The sequence below is a fragment of the Arthrobacter sp. MYb224 genome (assembly GCF_002975455.1).
Taxonomy (GTDB): Bacteria; Actinomycetota; Actinomycetes; order Actinomycetales; family Micrococcaceae; genus Glutamicibacter.
This window is the reverse complement of sequence record NZ_PCPU01000006.1, coordinates 215318-229415: the sequence shown is the minus strand read 5'-3', so window position 1 is coordinate 229415 and position 14098 is coordinate 215318. Positions and strand designations below refer to the sequence as shown.

16 protein-coding genes and 1 tRNA gene are annotated in these 14098 nt (G+C 60.3%); 4 read left to right on the top strand and 13 right to left on the bottom strand.

The window, feature by feature from the left end; genetic code table 11:
- Positions 1-59 precede the first annotated feature (59 nt).
- Both CQ017_RS13200 and CQ017_RS13195 read right to left on the bottom strand, forming a co-directional pair.
- A complete protein-coding gene (locus tag CQ017_RS13200; protein WP_096282944.1) occupies positions 60-1034 on the bottom strand; it encodes a carbohydrate ABC transporter permease in 975 nt (324 codons plus the stop codon).
- Positions 1027-1953 (bottom strand): carbohydrate ABC transporter permease, encoded by a 927-nt coding sequence (locus CQ017_RS13195; RefSeq protein ID WP_105554076.1) that lies wholly within the window; start codon positions 1951-1953, stop codon positions 1027-1029. The genes CQ017_RS13200 and CQ017_RS13195 overlap by 8 nt, the downstream gene beginning before the upstream one ends.
- Positions 1954-2256: 303 nt before the next feature.
- On the opposite strand from CQ017_RS13195, the gene CQ017_RS13190 reads away from it, so the two are divergent.
- The gene (locus CQ017_RS13190; RefSeq protein WP_105554075.1) at positions 2257-3435 is read left to right on the top strand and encodes a mandelate racemase/muconate lactonizing enzyme family protein; all 1179 of its coding nucleotides are present in this window, start codon (positions 2257-2259) and stop codon (positions 3433-3435) included.
- On the opposite strand, the gene CQ017_RS13185 is transcribed toward CQ017_RS13190, so the two are convergent.
- The 9 genes from CQ017_RS13185 to CQ017_RS13145 all read right to left on the bottom strand — a co-directional run bounded on the left by CQ017_RS13185 (position 3432) and on the right by CQ017_RS13145 (position 10419).
- Positions 3432-4148, bottom strand: a complete 717-nt coding sequence (locus CQ017_RS13185) for a glycerophosphodiester phosphodiesterase family protein (RefSeq protein WP_105554074.1) — start codon at positions 4146-4148, stop codon at positions 3432-3434. The two genes, CQ017_RS13190 and CQ017_RS13185, sit on opposite strands and share 4 nt — an antisense overlap.
- Positions 4145-4939 carry an HAD family hydrolase gene (locus CQ017_RS13180; RefSeq protein ID WP_096282940.1) on the bottom strand — a complete coding sequence of 265 codons (795 nt, stop codon included), beginning with the start codon at positions 4937-4939 and terminating at the stop codon, positions 4145-4147. The genes CQ017_RS13185 and CQ017_RS13180 overlap by 4 nt, the downstream gene beginning before the upstream one ends.
- Positions 4936-5841, bottom strand: a complete 906-nt coding sequence (locus CQ017_RS13175; protein ID WP_308729561.1) for a carbohydrate kinase — start codon at positions 5839-5841, stop codon at positions 4936-4938. The genes CQ017_RS13180 and CQ017_RS13175 overlap by 4 nt, the downstream gene beginning before the upstream one ends.
- Positions 5838-6512, bottom strand: coding sequence for an alpha/beta hydrolase (locus tag CQ017_RS13170; RefSeq protein ID WP_096282938.1), 675 nt, complete (start codon positions 6510-6512; stop codon positions 5838-5840). The genes CQ017_RS13175 and CQ017_RS13170 overlap by 4 nt, the downstream gene beginning before the upstream one ends.
- Positions 6513-6514: 2 nt before the next feature.
- Positions 6515-7303, bottom strand: a complete 789-nt coding sequence (locus CQ017_RS13165; RefSeq protein ID WP_096282937.1) for an enoyl-CoA hydratase/isomerase family protein — start codon at positions 7301-7303, stop codon at positions 6515-6517.
- A 42-nt stretch (positions 7304-7345) separates the two neighbouring features.
- A complete protein-coding gene (locus tag CQ017_RS13160; protein ID WP_146112484.1) occupies positions 7346-8065 on the bottom strand; it encodes a LysR family transcriptional regulator substrate-binding protein in 720 nt (239 codons plus the stop codon).
- A gap of 95 nt (positions 8066-8160) precedes the next feature.
- Positions 8161-8592, bottom strand: coding sequence for a universal stress protein (locus tag CQ017_RS13155; RefSeq protein ID WP_096282935.1), 432 nt, complete (start codon positions 8590-8592; stop codon positions 8161-8163).
- A 77-nt stretch (positions 8593-8669) separates the two neighbouring features.
- Positions 8670-9368: a dienelactone hydrolase family protein gene (locus CQ017_RS13150; RefSeq protein WP_105554071.1), complete on the bottom strand. Its 699-nt coding sequence runs from the start codon at positions 9366-9368 to the stop codon at positions 8670-8672.
- Positions 9369-9459: 91 nt separating this feature from the next.
- A complete protein-coding gene (locus CQ017_RS13145) occupies positions 9460-10419 on the bottom strand; it encodes a nucleoside hydrolase (protein ID WP_105554070.1) in 960 nt (319 codons plus the stop codon).
- 139 nt (positions 10420-10558) lie between these two features.
- Here CQ017_RS13145 and CQ017_RS13140 point away from each other — a divergent pair, with 139 nt between their 5' ends.
- Positions 10559-11602 (top strand): LacI family DNA-binding transcriptional regulator, encoded by a 1044-nt coding sequence (locus tag CQ017_RS13140; RefSeq protein WP_255248297.1) that lies wholly within the window; start codon positions 10559-10561, stop codon positions 11600-11602.
- Here the strand turns inward: CQ017_RS13140 and CQ017_RS13135 are convergent, their stop codons facing one another.
- The gene (locus CQ017_RS13135; RefSeq protein WP_096283002.1) at positions 11603-12118 is read right to left on the bottom strand and encodes a YdeI/OmpD-associated family protein; all 516 of its coding nucleotides are present in this window, start codon (positions 12116-12118) and stop codon (positions 11603-11605) included.
- A 325-nt stretch (positions 12119-12443) separates the two neighbouring features.
- A tRNA-Leu gene (locus tag CQ017_RS13130) sits at positions 12444-12527 on the bottom strand.
- A 270-nt stretch (positions 12528-12797) separates the two neighbouring features.
- On the opposite strand from CQ017_RS13130, the gene CQ017_RS13125 reads away from it, so the two are divergent.
- Both CQ017_RS13125 and CQ017_RS13120 read left to right on the top strand, forming a co-directional pair.
- The gene (locus CQ017_RS13125) at positions 12798-13622 is read left to right on the top strand and encodes a DUF3662 and FHA domain-containing protein (RefSeq protein WP_105554069.1); all 825 of its coding nucleotides are present in this window, start codon (positions 12798-12800) and stop codon (positions 13620-13622) included.
- Positions 13619-14098, top strand: coding sequence for an FHA domain-containing protein (locus CQ017_RS13120; RefSeq protein WP_096282931.1), 480 nt, complete (start codon positions 13619-13621; stop codon positions 14096-14098). The genes CQ017_RS13125 and CQ017_RS13120 overlap by 4 nt, the downstream gene beginning before the upstream one ends.

The window sequence follows — 14098 nt, the reverse complement described above, 5'->3', positions numbered from 1 at the left end:
TAAGAAATCGTTGACCAGCGGATGGGCTCGAACGTTTCAGCCGAGCCCACCCCTTGTGGTTATTTGATGCCGGTAGTGGCGATGCCCTTGATCAGGAACTTCTGGCCGAAGAGGAAGGCCAAGAAAACGGGCACGAGAGTAATGATCGACATTGCGAACAACGCTCCCCAGTTCGATTCGCCGGTCGAGTCGATGAAGGCATTCAACGCCACCTGAACCGTGTAGTTACTTGGATTTGTCAGGTAGATCAGCGAGGTGAAGAAGTCGCTCCAGGTCCAGATGAAGGTGAAGATCGCGGTGGTAGCCAGTGCCGGCACCATCAATGGCAAGATGACCTGCAAGAAGATGCGTGGGTGGCCCGCGCCATCGATGCGCGCGGCTTCATCCATGTCCTTGGGAATGCCACGGATGAACTGAATCATCAAGAAGATGAAAAATGCGTCCGTGGCTAGTAGTTTCGGAACGATGATAGGCCAGAAGGTGTTGACCCAACCGATCTGCGAGAACATGATGTACTGGGGAACGATGATGACGTGAATGGGAAGCATGATGGTCATCAGCATGAGCACGAACATGATCTTCTTGAACTTAAACTCCAGGCGGGCGAAGGCATAGGCCGCCATCGAACAAGAAACCAGATTTCCTAGGATGCAACCGAGCACGACGATGGCCGAGTTCATCAGGTATTTGCTGAATGGTTCCGACAGTGCGCTCCAACCGTTGGGATAGTTCTCCCATTCCACGCTCGAGATCACCAGACCGGCTTCGCGGAAGATCAGATCGTTTGGCCTGAAGGAACTGGCAATCATCCAGAGCAGCGGGTATATCATGATCAGCGCGGCCAGAATCAAAATGGTGTGCTTGATGATCGCACGTGCGCGGGTTCGTGCGCTGGGGCGGTGGCCCTTGACTTTTTTCCCCTTGGAATCGGTTCCGCCCACGGGAGGCCGACCCCCAAATAGCGCTTCTTCGTCAAGTGCCGTCAATTTATTCGCGTCTAGTTCCTCGCGCGAAGTTGAAGTCTGATTAGTCATCGTAGAACACCCAATACTTAGAAACGAAGAAGTTCAGTGCTGTGAAACCACCGACGATCAGGACCAATAGCCAAGCCATCGCCGAGGCGTAGCCCATGTCAAACTGCTTGAAGCCCTGCTGGTAGAGGTACAAGGTAAAGAACATTGTTGAATCCGCCGGTCCGCCAGAACCATTGGAGACGATGAATGCCTGAGTGAAGTTCTGGAAGGCTCCAATCACCTGCAGTACGAGGTTGAAGAAAATGATCGGGCTCAGCATCGGAAGAGTGATGCTGACAAATTGGCGCCATTTGGTGGCCCCGTCGATCGAAGCGGCTTCGTAGTACATCGCAGGGATCTGGCGCAGACCCGCCAGGAAGATCACCATCGGCGAGCCGAAGGTCCACACGTTGAGCAGAATGAGGCTGCTCAGTGACGTGCTCGGATCGGAGATCCAGCCCATGCCTTCGATGCCCACGAGTCCCAGGAGCTGGTTAACCAGCCCGGTAGTTCCAAAGATCTGCTTCCATAGCACCGCGATGGCTACGGATGAGCCGAGCATCGAGGGCAGGTAGAAGATCGAGCGGTAGAAGGACAACCCGCGCATTCCGCGATCCAACAGCATGGCGACGCCGAGCGCGACGCCGAGCTGGAGCGGAACGCCGACCAGTACATAGGTAAACGTCACGCGCAGCGAATTGTGCAGCCGATCGTCGCTGAACATCCGTTCGATGTTGTCCATGCCGACGAATTCCGGGGCCTGCAAGAGGTTGTAGTCCGTAAATGACAAGTACAGGGACATTGCCATCGGGCCCAGCGTGATCAGGAACAGCCCGATAGTCCACGGCAGCAAGAAGAGGTGGCCGGCCTTGTTGTCTTTGGCGGGAGCCTTGCGGCCTTTGGTCTTGCTAAGTCTTGATAATTCAGCAATGGCACTCATTGACCAACGCCCTCGTTCGAAGGGGTGCGTTGGGACCCCTGGCGAGTGTGGACCAACATGGCTGACTCCTCGGTTTGATGCTTCCTAGAGAAGCTGAATAACTAATAGTTAGGAATGCGCTTTCCAAAGCGTATTCCCCCACGCTAAACTAAAAACCAACGTGAGGTCAACCACATTGAGCGCAGCAATTCAGTGAACGGTTCCACAATTCACCAAAGGCTCATGCCCCGCACCTTGCCAAGCCGGAAAATCCCCCAGAGAAAATGAAAGATTGATGCATTGACTCAAGTCAACGAGAACTTAATGGATTACATTCAGTCTATTGAACTGCTTCTGATTTCCATGCCTTTCGAGGCCGGGCGCCAAGAACTCGAAGATTCCGATGTGGAATCAATCGATACGTTCAATGCATCGTCGCGAAATTTCACACACATGGAATCCCTGATGGTCAAGGTCAGTACCAAAAACGGGCTTACCGGATGGGGTGAAGCCTTTGGCCACAAATCGAACCCCGCCACATGGGCGGCGCTGCAAGAGATCGTCGGCCCATTTTTTATCGGCAGAGAAACCGGGATCGCCAATTCCATACCCGCGGCCGAGTATGCATTTCATGCCTTTGGGCGGACCGGACCGGTGCATTACGCGCTCTCGGCTATGGACATCGCGTTGTGGGACCTCGAGGCACAACAAGCCGGAGCGACCTTGCGTGAGTACATTGAGCCCGGCTCGCGAGACCAGATCCGCGCCTACGCCTCCCTGGTGCATTACGCCGAAGATCCGGATGAAGTTTCATCCCACGTAAAGCAGGCGCTAAACCTGGGATTTACGGCCTTCAAACTGCATGAATCCAGCCGCGAGGCCATCGCAGCAGCCCGCCAGAGCATTGGCAGCTCGGCGCTCATGGTCGACGTCAACTGCGCTTGGGATCAGGACGGTGCCGCGCAGGCCATCGCACAGTTTGAAGCACTCGATCTGCTCTGGGTTGAGGAACCCGTCTTTCCTCCCGATTCCACGACGGCGCTTCGTGAGCTCAACGCCCGTTTCGCGAACATTTCCGCCGGGGAGAACCACTCGGGAGTTGCCGGGCTCATCTCAGCCATGGAGTCCAGTGCGCTCAGCTTTGCGCAACCGAGCGTCGGCAAAATCGGTGGCATCTCGGGAATGCTTGAGATCCGCCAGGCGGGCAAGCGGCTCGGCGTTCCGGTGGTGCCGCACAACTTCTATTACGGGCCTGCGCTACTTGCGAGCGCTCAAATTCTGGCGCTCGATCCACCCCAGGTTCTCACCAACGGGACCCCGCTTCCAGAGTTGGAGATTCCGTTTGTGAGATGGGCGCATACCTTGCACCCGCTGCACGCTCCGCATCAATCAGCCATGAATGGGGACGGAGCGATCCAGCTGCCGCACGCCCCCGGCCTGGGCTTCGAACCAGATGCGCAGGTTCTGGAGAAGTATCTGGTCAAACGCGTGTTGCTGAACTAACCGAGCACTTTGACCAGCAGTTCGGCCTCGTCGCTAATAATTGCATCCACGTTCTTCTCGATCAGCATTCGCATGCTCGGCTCATCATTGATGACCCACACATGAACCTGCACCCGCGCGCCGTGGACCGCACGGATAAAACGCGAGGTAACCAACGGCAGAAATCCTTGTTTGAGGGGCACCTGCACGGCCCAGAAGTCCTTAATCAGCCGTTTAGGCACGCGGCCCAGAACCATGGCGCACAACCAGATCAACGCCGTCTCACGAATACCGGGGGAACGTTTCATTTCCGTAGCAATGAGATGCTGCACCGCGGCACTGCGCGAGCTATCAAATGAGGCCAAGGCGATCTGCCGGTGGCAGCCCAGCTCTTCGATCAAAAGGGCAAGCGGCGCGATCACCGCCTCGTCCTTGACGTCGATATTCACCAACGCATCGGGAAAATTGCGCAATAATTCGGCGAGCGTGCACAACGGCTGCCCGCCTGCACGCACCGAAGCAAGTTCTTCGTCGGTGCGCTCGCCCAGCGGCCCGGTCGCATCCGTCACCCGGTCCAGGTTCTGGTCGTGGAAGGCGTAAACGGTGCCGTCCTTGGAGGCTCGCACATCCGTTTCCAAGTGCGTAATGCCCAGGTCCCACGCGCGCTGGAAGGCGATCAGCGTATTCTCTTCGCCGTCTCGCCGGACGCCGCGGTGCGTGAAAGCGTAGGTCATTTCAGCAGATCCTCGATGACCTGCGCGACTCCGTCTGCCTCGAGGGTGTCCGCGGTGTGCTGCGCGGTGGCCAAGGCCAGCGGGTGGCCCGAGGCCATCGCATAACCGTGGCCTGCGTATTCGAGCATCTCGAGGTCGTTGGGCATATCCCCAAAGGCCATGACTTCATCGGCGGTAATGCCCAGCTCGCGGCAGTACACATCGAGAGTGGTGGCCTTGTGGATGTCGACGTGGGCCATTTCCAGCAGCGAAACATCGAATGCCGAGTGAGTGACCGAAAGAAGCTTTTCCAGTTCCGGGGCGACGGCAGCGTAGAACTCATCGATGGGCAACGTTTTGGAGCGGGCCAAAAACTTCACGATGCCTTCCTGGTCGATGGCTTCCGAGTCTAGATCCAATACCGACTGGCTGCCAAGGGTCCGGTGGCGTTCGGCAAAATTTTCGCCCAGGTGCAATCCGCGAGTGGTCTCGGCCGCAAAGGCGGCGTCCGGTTCATGCTTCAGAATAATTTCGGCCGCCATTCTGGCGGTGGCCGAGCTGAGCGTGCGGGACCAGATCACGCGGTCTTGCTCTAGGTCATAGAGCACGGCCCCATTGGAACAGATCACCGTCCCCATCCCGCCGAAGGCCTCGATGATGGGGGTGAGCCAGCGGAACGGCCGGCCGGTGACGAAGACGATATGAATTCCGGCCTCGCGGGCGTCCAAGAAGGCGCGACGGGTGCGGTCGCTGATGCTGCCATCGCGCGCCACGATGGTCCCGTCGAGATCCGAGGCGATCAGCTTGATCATGAAAGCTCCTCGCGGCTCGGCGGGTTCGCGCCGGCGCGTCCCACGGTGACCGACGCCGCGCGGGCGGCAAAATCCAGGGCCTGGTCGAGCTGATCCACCGCAAGCCGGGCCAGCCTTTCACGGTTCGACGCGCCGATCAGCCCATGTTCGGCCAGCCAGCACAGCAGGGCGGCGGTGAAGGTGTCCCCGGCGCCCACGGTGTCCGTGACCTCGACGGCCTGTGCGGTGTGTTCCGATTCGCCCGCGCGCACCACTCCCCAGGAGCCGCCCGACCCGGCGGTTGCCACGACGATCGCCGGACCCATAGCCAACCAGGCGCGGGCCGACTCGTGCACCGTACGCATCGGGTAGAGCCATTTCAGGTCGATCCCCGAAACCCGAACGACATCCGCCTGGCCCACGAATTGCTCCACCTCGGCAACAGTTTGGGCGTGGTTGGTCACCAGCGAGGGGCGCAGGTTCGGGTCGTAGCTGATGGTGGCGTGGCTCCGGGCGGCTGCCAGCAAGGGGAGCAGCTCGTCGGGGCTGAAGAGCGTGGCAATGGATCCGGTGTGCACCAACTCGGAGTCCTGGGCCAGTTCGGGGCCGATGGTGGGCATCTGCCAGAAGGCGTTAAATGCGAAGGTCGCGCCGCCGGCGGGGTCCAGGATTCCGTGGGCGATCACCGTCGGCTCGTCGTCCGCGCCACCGAGGTACTTGACCTCGTTCTCCGCCAGGAAGCGTTCGATTTTTGCGCCCTTTTCGTCCTGCCCCCAGCGGGTGATCAGGGTGCCCGGGTAGCCTAGGCGGGCCAGTGAGACGGCAACGTTCAGCGGGCTTCCGCCCACAAATTCTTGCGCCGGGGCAATTCCGGAGGCCAATACGTCGACCAGCGCCTCGCCTATGACCGTCGGGTTCATCATGCTCCTTTGTAGTGCAGCGGGTACAGCGCCTTGACGCACGCCTCCCACTGATGGCTGGACGGATCGATCCAAGTGAAATGGTCGCCGTCGAAAATCCGCAAGGAGTGTTGTTGGCCGAGTGCCGCCGCATGATCGGCCGCGCGCCGGGCAATTTTCACCGGGACATCCGCATCGGCCCGTCCATGAAAGATTACGACACGCGCCCCCGTCGGCCATAATTCCACGGGGTTCAGCGTGGACAGATCACAGTCGCCAAGCATTTCGTTGACCGCGTCGTTGCTCAGCCGCAGCGTCCGGGCAAGCTGCAGATCGAGCAGGCCGGCCTGCGAAATCACCTGGCTGACCCGCTCCTCATGGGCGGCGAGCAGGCAGGCGAGGTGCCCGCCGGCGGAATGCCCGATCAGGGTGATCGGGCCTTCCTCCTTGATCAATGCCAGCGCAAGCCGGGCATCGGCCAGCATTTTTGCCGCGCTGCCCGGCCCGCGCCGGTATTCGAGGTTGTAGGTGGGGAAACCGCGTGCTGCCAGATCCAAGGCCAGCGGTTCACCGAGCTGCGCGGTGTACTTTTCGCGCCAATATCCGCCGTGGATGATCATCACCGCACCGAGCGCGGTGGCCTCCTGCGGCGCGTAGAAGCGCAGCCATTGGTCCTGATGCGCCCCGTAGTGCATGGCTAGTTTCCGGGGAAGTTCGCGGCGCGTTTCTCAACGAAGGCCGCCCGGCCCTCTACGGAATCGGCGGTGTTAAAGGCCTCGTGGAAGCTCTGTGCCTCCAGCTCGAGAGCGTCATGGACGTTGACCGAGTCCATTTTGACCATGGCGCGCTTGGCGTTCGCCACGGCGGTCGGGGAAACCTTGGCCATCTCTTCGATGGTCGCGACGGCTTCGGTCAGCAGTTCTTCCGGGGCTACCAGGCGGTTAGCCAGGCCGATGCGCAGTGCCTCATCGGCCTTGATCCGGCGGCCGGTGAAGATCAATTCGCGGGCCATCGCATTGCCCACGCGGCGTGGCAGGCGTACCGATCCACCGAAGCCGGGCACCAGGCCGAGGGTGACCTCCGGCTGTCCGAAACTTGCCTTCTGCGAGGCGTAGATGAAGTCGCAGGCCAAGGCCAGTTCGCACCCGCCACCCAGGGCGAATCCGTTGACCGCGGCGATCACCGGCAACTGCAGCGACTCGAGCCGCTCGGTGACCTGGTGCATGCGTCGGCCATAGGCCTCGGCCGCAGTCGCGTCCATCGTATTCATCTGCACGATATTTGCCCCGGCCACAAAGGCTTTCTCTCCCGCGCCGGTGATGACCACTCCGCGGTGCTTGAACCCGCTGGCTTCAAGGTAGTCGACGGCCCGCTCGAGGTCTGCAACGACCTCCAGGGCCAGTGCGTTCATCGAGGCAGGCCGGTTGATGGTGATAATCAGGGCGCTGCCCTGGGTGCTCAGACTGAGGGTATCGAGTTGCTCCATATGGCCTACTCTCTCATGTCTCTAGCGTGGCTGACTAGGTTATTATCGGCGCTTGCGGGATTTAGCCCCGCCCGAGCGCGCTTTGGCCTTAGCTTGTTTTTCCTGCTTTGCGCGCAGCTTCGCCTTTTCCTTGGCCGCCGCACGCAGCTTGTCATTAACCGCCTTGGCTTCTTGCTGGGTGCTGCGCACCGAGGCCTGGCGGGAGGAGTTTGCGCTGCGTCCGCGGACGATGCCGATGAATTCGTCGACCAGTTCGGTGTCGGCCAGCCCGGTGGGCCAGGCGATCCCGATTTGCGTTCTCGCTCCGCCCTCGATGAGGCGATAGACCACGTCTTTGCGCTGGTACAGCCGGGCGATGCTCTGCGGAACGCGCAGCACCTGCGCGCCGGAGGCGACAACTTCCATCGCGATCGGGATCCCGCCGGCTTCTTCCGGGTACTCGGACAGGTCAAGCTGCGGGAATTTCGCCACTTCCTGCTCGTCGATGGTTTCCTCGTGGTACTCGACGTCGTGGTCTTTGGCCGCGCAGACGACCTCGAGCTCTTCGTAGAGCGGAATGAGATGCCGCGTGGCGTCCTTCGGCGAATCCCCGACGTAGCGCACGAAGACGGCATCGGCCTGATCGGTTGCCAGCAGGCCGAGGATGTCCTCGCCGTCATAACGCGAAGCCTGGAATTCGACCTGCGGGTAGCGTTCGGTGAAGCGATCCATCCACTTGCCCGGGGTGACGCCTGCTACGTAGGAAACTCGAAGTTTTTGCACGGTTAAAGCCTACTGGTCTTTTGCTGGGGTGCGGTGCGGTTAAAGCACTGCGGCGGGCCGGGAAAGATCCGTGCCCGCCGCAGTTCAAGCTTCGCTTACTTGTCGGTCTTGACCACAAGCACGTCGCATGGTGCCGAGTGGGCTACCGAGGAGGCGACCGAGCCGAGCACGCGGCCCAGACCCTTCATGCCCACGTTGCCGACGACGATCATCGATGCGCCGCGGTCGGTTGCATCGGCGATCAGGACGTCGCCTGGCTTGCCGTGGCCGGCAGCGGCGCTGATCTTCACGCCTGGCACCGCGTTGCGCACGTCATTTGCCACACGCTGGGCCAGCTTGCGAGCCTGCTCGGCGTCGTCGAGGATCCAGGTGTCGCTGCCGATGGAGACGACCTCGGTGTTGTCCGAGGCGTGAGCGGTGAGCACCACCAGATCGGCGTCGAGCTTCACGGCAAGTTCGGCGGCCCGGCGAGCTGCACGCTGAGCGGTTTCGGAACCGTCAACACCTACGAGGATGGTTTCAGACATTATTTCTCCTTGAGTTTTGGATTGCTTCGGAAGTATTCGAGGCATACACCAACTGTGATGCCTACCACTTTATGTGCTTAGTTGGCTTTTTGTCGCAAAAAGTCCACGGCGCGCTGCCAGGCGAGGTCCGCGAGCTGGGCGTCGTAGTTGCCCGCAGGGTTCTCGTCGTTGTGGAATGCGTGCTTGGCGTCGTAGTAGAAGTACTGCACCTCGGCACCGGATTCACGGCGGATCCGTTCCTCCTGGGCCTTGGCCTCGGCGGCCGGGTAGGAGTCGTCGAAGTTCGCGTAGTGACCCTGAATTGCCGCGCGCACGCCGCTGAATTCATTGGGCACACCCTGGCCGACACCGTAGAACGGAACCGCAGCGCCGATCTTTTCGCCCTGCTGAGCGGCCAGTTGCAAGACGAAACCGCCACCCATGCAGAATCCAATGGCTCCCAGCTTGCCGCTGGTGACATGGTCGCTGGCGAGCAGGTAGTCCACCGCACCAGAGAGGAGCTCTGCGCCCTTTTCCTCGGGCAGTTCGGACATCATCCTGCCGGCCTCGTCGCCATCATGGGTGATCGAGCCGCCGTAGAGATCCGGAGCCAAGGCGACAAAGCCCTGGTCGGCGAGCCGGTCTGCGATATCGCGAATATGGTCGGTGAGCCCCCACCATTCTTGGATCACGATGACGCCGGGGCCCTTACCGGACTCGGGAAGCGCAAGATAGCCGTGCGCCTGCGTTCCGGACGATTCGAAGGTTACGTTCTGGTGCGGGGTTTTGACTGCCACTTCGCCTCCTGAGCTGTATTTATCTCCAGTCTATGCATGGCGGTGCGCTTTGGCATTGACTGTCATCACAATTAGCTGGATTTTGCCGAAACTACGCTGTTAGCTCGACCTCACCGATTCGCTCCAGGGCGTCGACAACTAGATCCCAGAAGCGTTCGTGATCCAGATCCACGGCCACCGAGGTATGGCAATCGGCCGAGGCCGGGGCACGGAAGTCAGCTACCGTCATCCCCAGGGTCAGTTCGCCGCGCAGTTCAACGCTGACCGGCGCGCGCAGGGTACGCACCACGGTTGGATCGATCACATATGCCACGGCGCAGGGATCATGCACCGGCGGGGCGTCGAAACCCTGGTGGTCATGATAGGCCTGAGCGAAGAAGTCCATAAGCTCGCGCACGAACTTCGCCGGGCCGGTGCCGATTTGCTCGATGCGCCGCACGACGTCCTTGGTGGCCAGCGCCTGGTGCGTGAGATCCAGGCCCACCATGACCACCGGCCAGTTCTCATTGAAGACGATATGCGCCGCTTCGGGGTCGATCTTGATGTTGAATTCGGCCACGGCGCTCCAGTTTCCGGTGTGGTAGCCGCCGCCCATCAGCACAACCTCGCGCACGCGCTCGACGATGCGTGGCTCGCGGCGCACCGCCAACGCGATATTGGTCAACGCTCCGGTAGGTACCAGCGTGATCTCGCCCGGTTCGTGCGACATGATCGTCTCGATGATCAGGTCCACCGCATGGCGCTCGTCCAATTCGATGCGCGGCTTAGGCTGGGCCGGGCCGTCCATCCCGGAGTCACCATGCACCTGGGGAGCGGTTTCGATATTGCGCACCAGCGGGCGCGGGCACCCGGCAGCGAATGGCACCCCGGTGATCCCGGCGATGGTGCCCACCGCCAGTGCGTTGTCGGTGACTTTTTCCAGCGTCTGATTGCCGACGACGGTAGTTACCGCGAGCAGCTCGATCTGCGGATTTCCGTGAGCCAACAGGATGGCGACCGCGTCGTCGTGCCCTGGGTCGCAGTCAAGGATGATCTTACGTGGTGTGCTCATTTGCGCCCTTGATCCGCCCGATAGCCGGCTATCGGGAGTTCGATGTGTGGTTACCCTTGATTCTTCCTCGGATAACGCAAAGCGTCAAGCGCTTAACTCCCGACGTTGCGCACGCTCGACGGCGCACTAGGATGGAGCCATGAACAATGGTGATTCGCCGAAGCAAACCCAGCCAGCGCGCAAGGTCACCGCTGCCATGGTCGCGGCCCATGCTGGAGTTTCCACGGCAACTGTCTCGCTGGTGGCGAACGGCAAGTCCAGCGGCCGAGTCTCCAAAAGAAATGAAGCCCGAGTTCGCGAGTCGATTCGCGAACTCGGATACTACGTAGACAGCATCGGCAGCTCGCTGGCACGCGGGGTCAGCTCGCTGGTCATTCTGGTGGCCCCGGATATTTCAAACCCCTTCTTCGCCAAGCTCATCGCCGGAGTTCGCGGGGTCCTCGGGGAGGACTACCAGCTGCTGCTTTCGGTCACCGACGCCGGCCTATCGCCGAGCGCCGCCGAAACCCGGCGCCTGCTGGGCTTGCGCCCGGCCGGATTGCTCGTCCATGCACCTACACCTGAATTCCTTGCCGAGCTATCCAGCCCCCTGCCAATGATCGCCCTCGATGCACCGGATGCGCCAGAAAATGTTCCATCGGTAAATTTTGACGTGCTCCAAGGCGCACGGGACGTGGCGGCGCACCTCGCCGCACAGGGTCACCGCAAGGTTGGCTATCTGGACGCAAACACCGGAACCGCCACCCTGCGCATGCGGCGCGAAGCCTTTCTGAGCGCGGCGGCCGAACACGGCATGGAAGTTCCGGCGGACGCAATCAGGTCCTCAACCATTGAAATGGGAGACGCGGCAGCGACCTTCTCCGCGAACTGGAAGCAGTGGAAACACGCGGGCATCACGGCGTTGGCCTGCGCCACAGATACGCACGCCTACGGCGTATTGCATGGAGCAAGCGTCGTGGGAGTGCGGATCCCCCAAGAGTTGGCGGTCACCGGCTTCGATGACCTGCCTTTTTCCGCCACCTCAAACCCTTCGCTGACCAGCGTTCGCCTCGACGCCCAAGCCGTAGGCATTGAGGCTGCCCAGGCATTGCGCACCCTGATCGAGGGCAAGGACCTCGAGCGATTCCAATTGCTGCTTTCCAGCGAACTGATGGTTCGCGCCTCGAGCGGTGGGGCCCAATAACTACTCGATGAGCTTTCCGCTCTTGGCAACTTCCGGATCGGTGCAGGAAGACAGGTCAAAGCAGCAGGGGCGCCGTTTGCCGTCGCGCAGCTTGGAAATGCTGACCTCCACCCGCCGCTGACGCGTCGCGGCGTTCTTCGTCGATTTGACCCACCGCGCCCATTCCCATCTGGCCATGGGGGTCAGCCCTTCCCAGGTGTCCTGCAGATCGCTCGCGTCCTCAAGGGCGCCGGCTAGATCTTCCGGGAGGGTTACCTCGGGCCACTGCTCGGCGATCGTCACCTGCAATATGGGTCTCTGCCCGAGTTCAAGACCAAGCTGTTCGGCAGGCAGCCAATGTCCACGCCGCCCATCTGGCTCCACGACGACACTTTGGTTTGAATCCACCAGCCGCACAGCCACCTGGCCGCGACTGGGAAGTTTTTGACTGGATTCTTGATCGAAGCGCAATACCAGTCGATCCTCGACTTGGTGCACAGTTCCGGCTAGTTCGATGCTTTGGTTAGTGCCTGCCATGATGCCCCCACCGTTTCGGTAATCCAATGAATCCGATTCTATGCGATGGGCGGTGAAGGAAATCTGTCCGGGCAGAAGGTCGGGAAAAGTGGTTCTTCCCACGCCCGGCGAATAATTTTTCTCGGTTCGGGAGAATGGCGCAGATAACGTGGAGCAAATCCGTGCGACGTTTTGCTCGGCTCGCTGGGAGTTGGGCATTCGCACCCCCAAGGAGCCTCCAGCTGCTATTTTGCGTCTTGAACCGAATCCAAGATCGCCCTGCGAGTTAACGAAAAGAACCCCTCACTTCGTCTTTTCAGACTAGTGAGAGGCTCTTTTTCTCATGTGCGCGAGGGGGGACTTGAACCCCCACGCCCCGAAGGGCACTGGCACCTGAAGCCAGCGCGTCTACCAATTCCGCCACTCGCGCATGATTCCCGCTCTCGCGGCAACAAGAAATAGCTTACACGCACTTTTCGCCGTTCGCCTAATCAGAGGGCCCACATGTGCTTAGCGCCACATGAAACCTTTTGGGCCGTTGGGGCGTTGAATATGATGCCAGTCGTTCCTTCAAGGATATTTCCGGGAATTGCACAGCTGTAAACAGTAAGATCGATAATGAAGTTCTGTGTCTCGAAGGCATCAGACTAAGACCGCAAGGCCTTGAAACGCCGTGGACTACAGGAAAGGAGCACACGCAATGAGCTTTCTCGACAACGTCGAACGAGGCTTAGAGAAGGTCGTCACCAGCTTCTTTCGTGGCACCAGCACCGCAGACATCAAGCCGGTTGAACTCACCAGCGCCCTGCGCAACGAAATGGATCGTGGAATTCTTGCGATCAGCGAGGGCCGCAGTCTTGCTCCGAACGATTTCATCGTCTCGTTGAGCGACAAGGATTTTGCAACGGCCAAGTCGTGGGGCTCACCCGTAGTCAACGAGATGGCTAAGGTGACCGCGGAACATGCCGTAAGCCAAGGCTATTCGGTCCAAGGAAACATCATGATTCATTTCGTGAATTCCCAGGAGCTCAAGCCCGGCGAAATGGAAGTTTCCGGTTCCATCAAGGACTCCAGCGCTAACCCGGTAGCTTCGGCTCCGGTCAAGGCAAAGGCCCCCAAACCGCAGCAGGACCAGGGCGCCGCAGCTGCGGATCCCAAAACCACCGCACAACCACGCCCTACTCCCCCACCGGCGGCGCCAGCAGCCGCTCCGCTTCCCAAGCAGGCGGTTGTCGAGGTCAATGGGCAACGCTTCGCGCTTCATCACCATTCGATCGTGCTTGGGCGCTCGGCGAGCACCGACATCCCCGTGGATGACACCGGCGTTTCGCGGCAGCACGTCCGTTTCGAAACGAAGGGCAAAGGCGCTTATGCCGTCACCGATCTAGGTTCAACCAACGGCACCTATGTGGACGGTAAAAAGATTTCGGGCGAGACGCGTATATTGGACGGTTCGATCATCACTATCGGACAGACCAAGATAGTCTTTCGCCTAATTACGCCTAGCAACGGAGGCCGTGCATGAATGATCTGGTTCTCAACCTGTTCCGACTTGGCTTTCTTGTCTTGATTTGGCTGCTCGTGCTGAGCATCGTCGGTGCGATGCGCCGTGACTTGGTGATCGGCACGCGAGCTCGAACCGGAGCACCTAGCGCCCGGGCACTGAAAAAGAATCCAGAACTTGCCGAACCAGAGATCAGCACGCGCAAGGCAGTACATACCCTACAGATCGTTGAAGGCCCCCTGGCCGGGCGCAGTATCCCGTTGCAGGGCCAGCCGATCCTGTTCGGTCGCGCCCAGGATGCCACCGTGGTACTTGAAGACGACTATGCCTCGGGCCGCCATGCCCGACTTTTCCCACAGGGTTCGCGTTGGTTCATCGAAGACCTTGGCTCCACCAACGGCACCTTCGTAGGCGACAGCCAGCTCACCCGCGCGCAGCCGGTCGAACCGGGACAGCGCATCCGCATCGGGAAGACTGTCCTGGAATTGAAGGCCTAG

What these genes read in the sequence shown, in the direction of transcription:
- CQ017_RS13185 (WP_105554074.1), bottom strand. Translation starts at nt 4,148, where the DNA reads ATGACCTACGCTTTCACGCACCGCGGCGTCCGGCGAGACGGCGAAGAG.
- CQ017_RS13165 (WP_096282937.1), bottom strand. Translation starts at nt 7,303, where the DNA reads ATGGAGCAACTCGATACCCTCAGTCTGAGCACCCAGGGCAGCGCCCTG.
- CQ017_RS13120 (WP_096282931.1), top strand. Translation starts at nt 13,619, where the DNA reads ATGAATGATCTGGTTCTCAACCTGTTCCGACTTGGCTTTCTTGTCTTG.
- CQ017_RS13155 (WP_096282935.1), bottom strand. Translation starts at nt 8,592, where the DNA reads ATGTCTGAAACCATCCTCGTAGGTGTTGACGGTTCCGAAACCGCTCAG.
- CQ017_RS13200 (WP_096282944.1), bottom strand. Translation starts at nt 1,034, where the DNA reads ATGACTAATCAGACTTCAACTTCGCGCGAGGAACTAGACGCGAATAAA.
- CQ017_RS13180 (WP_096282940.1), bottom strand. Translation starts at nt 4,939, where the DNA reads ATGATCAAGCTGATCGCCTCGGATCTCGACGGGACCATCGTGGCGCGC.
- CQ017_RS13140 (WP_255248297.1), top strand. Translation starts at nt 10,559, where the DNA reads ATGAACAATGGTGATTCGCCGAAGCAAACCCAGCCAGCGCGCAAGGTC.
- CQ017_RS13135 (WP_096283002.1), bottom strand. Translation starts at nt 12,118, where the DNA reads ATGGCAGGCACTAACCAAAGCATCGAACTAGCCGGAACTGTGCACCAA.
- CQ017_RS13190 (WP_105554075.1), top strand. Translation starts at nt 2,257, where the DNA reads ATGGATTACATTCAGTCTATTGAACTGCTTCTGATTTCCATGCCTTTC.
- CQ017_RS13145 (WP_105554070.1), bottom strand. Translation starts at nt 10,419, where the DNA reads ATGAGCACACCACGTAAGATCATCCTTGACTGCGACCCAGGGCACGAC.
- CQ017_RS13125 (WP_105554069.1), top strand. Translation starts at nt 12,798, where the DNA reads ATGAGCTTTCTCGACAACGTCGAACGAGGCTTAGAGAAGGTCGTCACC.
- CQ017_RS13195 (WP_105554076.1), bottom strand. Translation starts at nt 1,953, where the DNA reads ATGAGTGCCATTGCTGAATTATCAAGACTTAGCAAGACCAAAGGCCGC.
- CQ017_RS13170 (WP_096282938.1), bottom strand. Translation starts at nt 6,512, where the DNA reads ATGCACTACGGGGCGCATCAGGACCAATGGCTGCGCTTCTACGCGCCG.
- CQ017_RS13175 (WP_308729561.1), bottom strand. Translation starts at nt 5,841, where the DNA reads ATGATGAACCCGACGGTCATAGGCGAGGCGCTGGTCGACGTATTGGCC.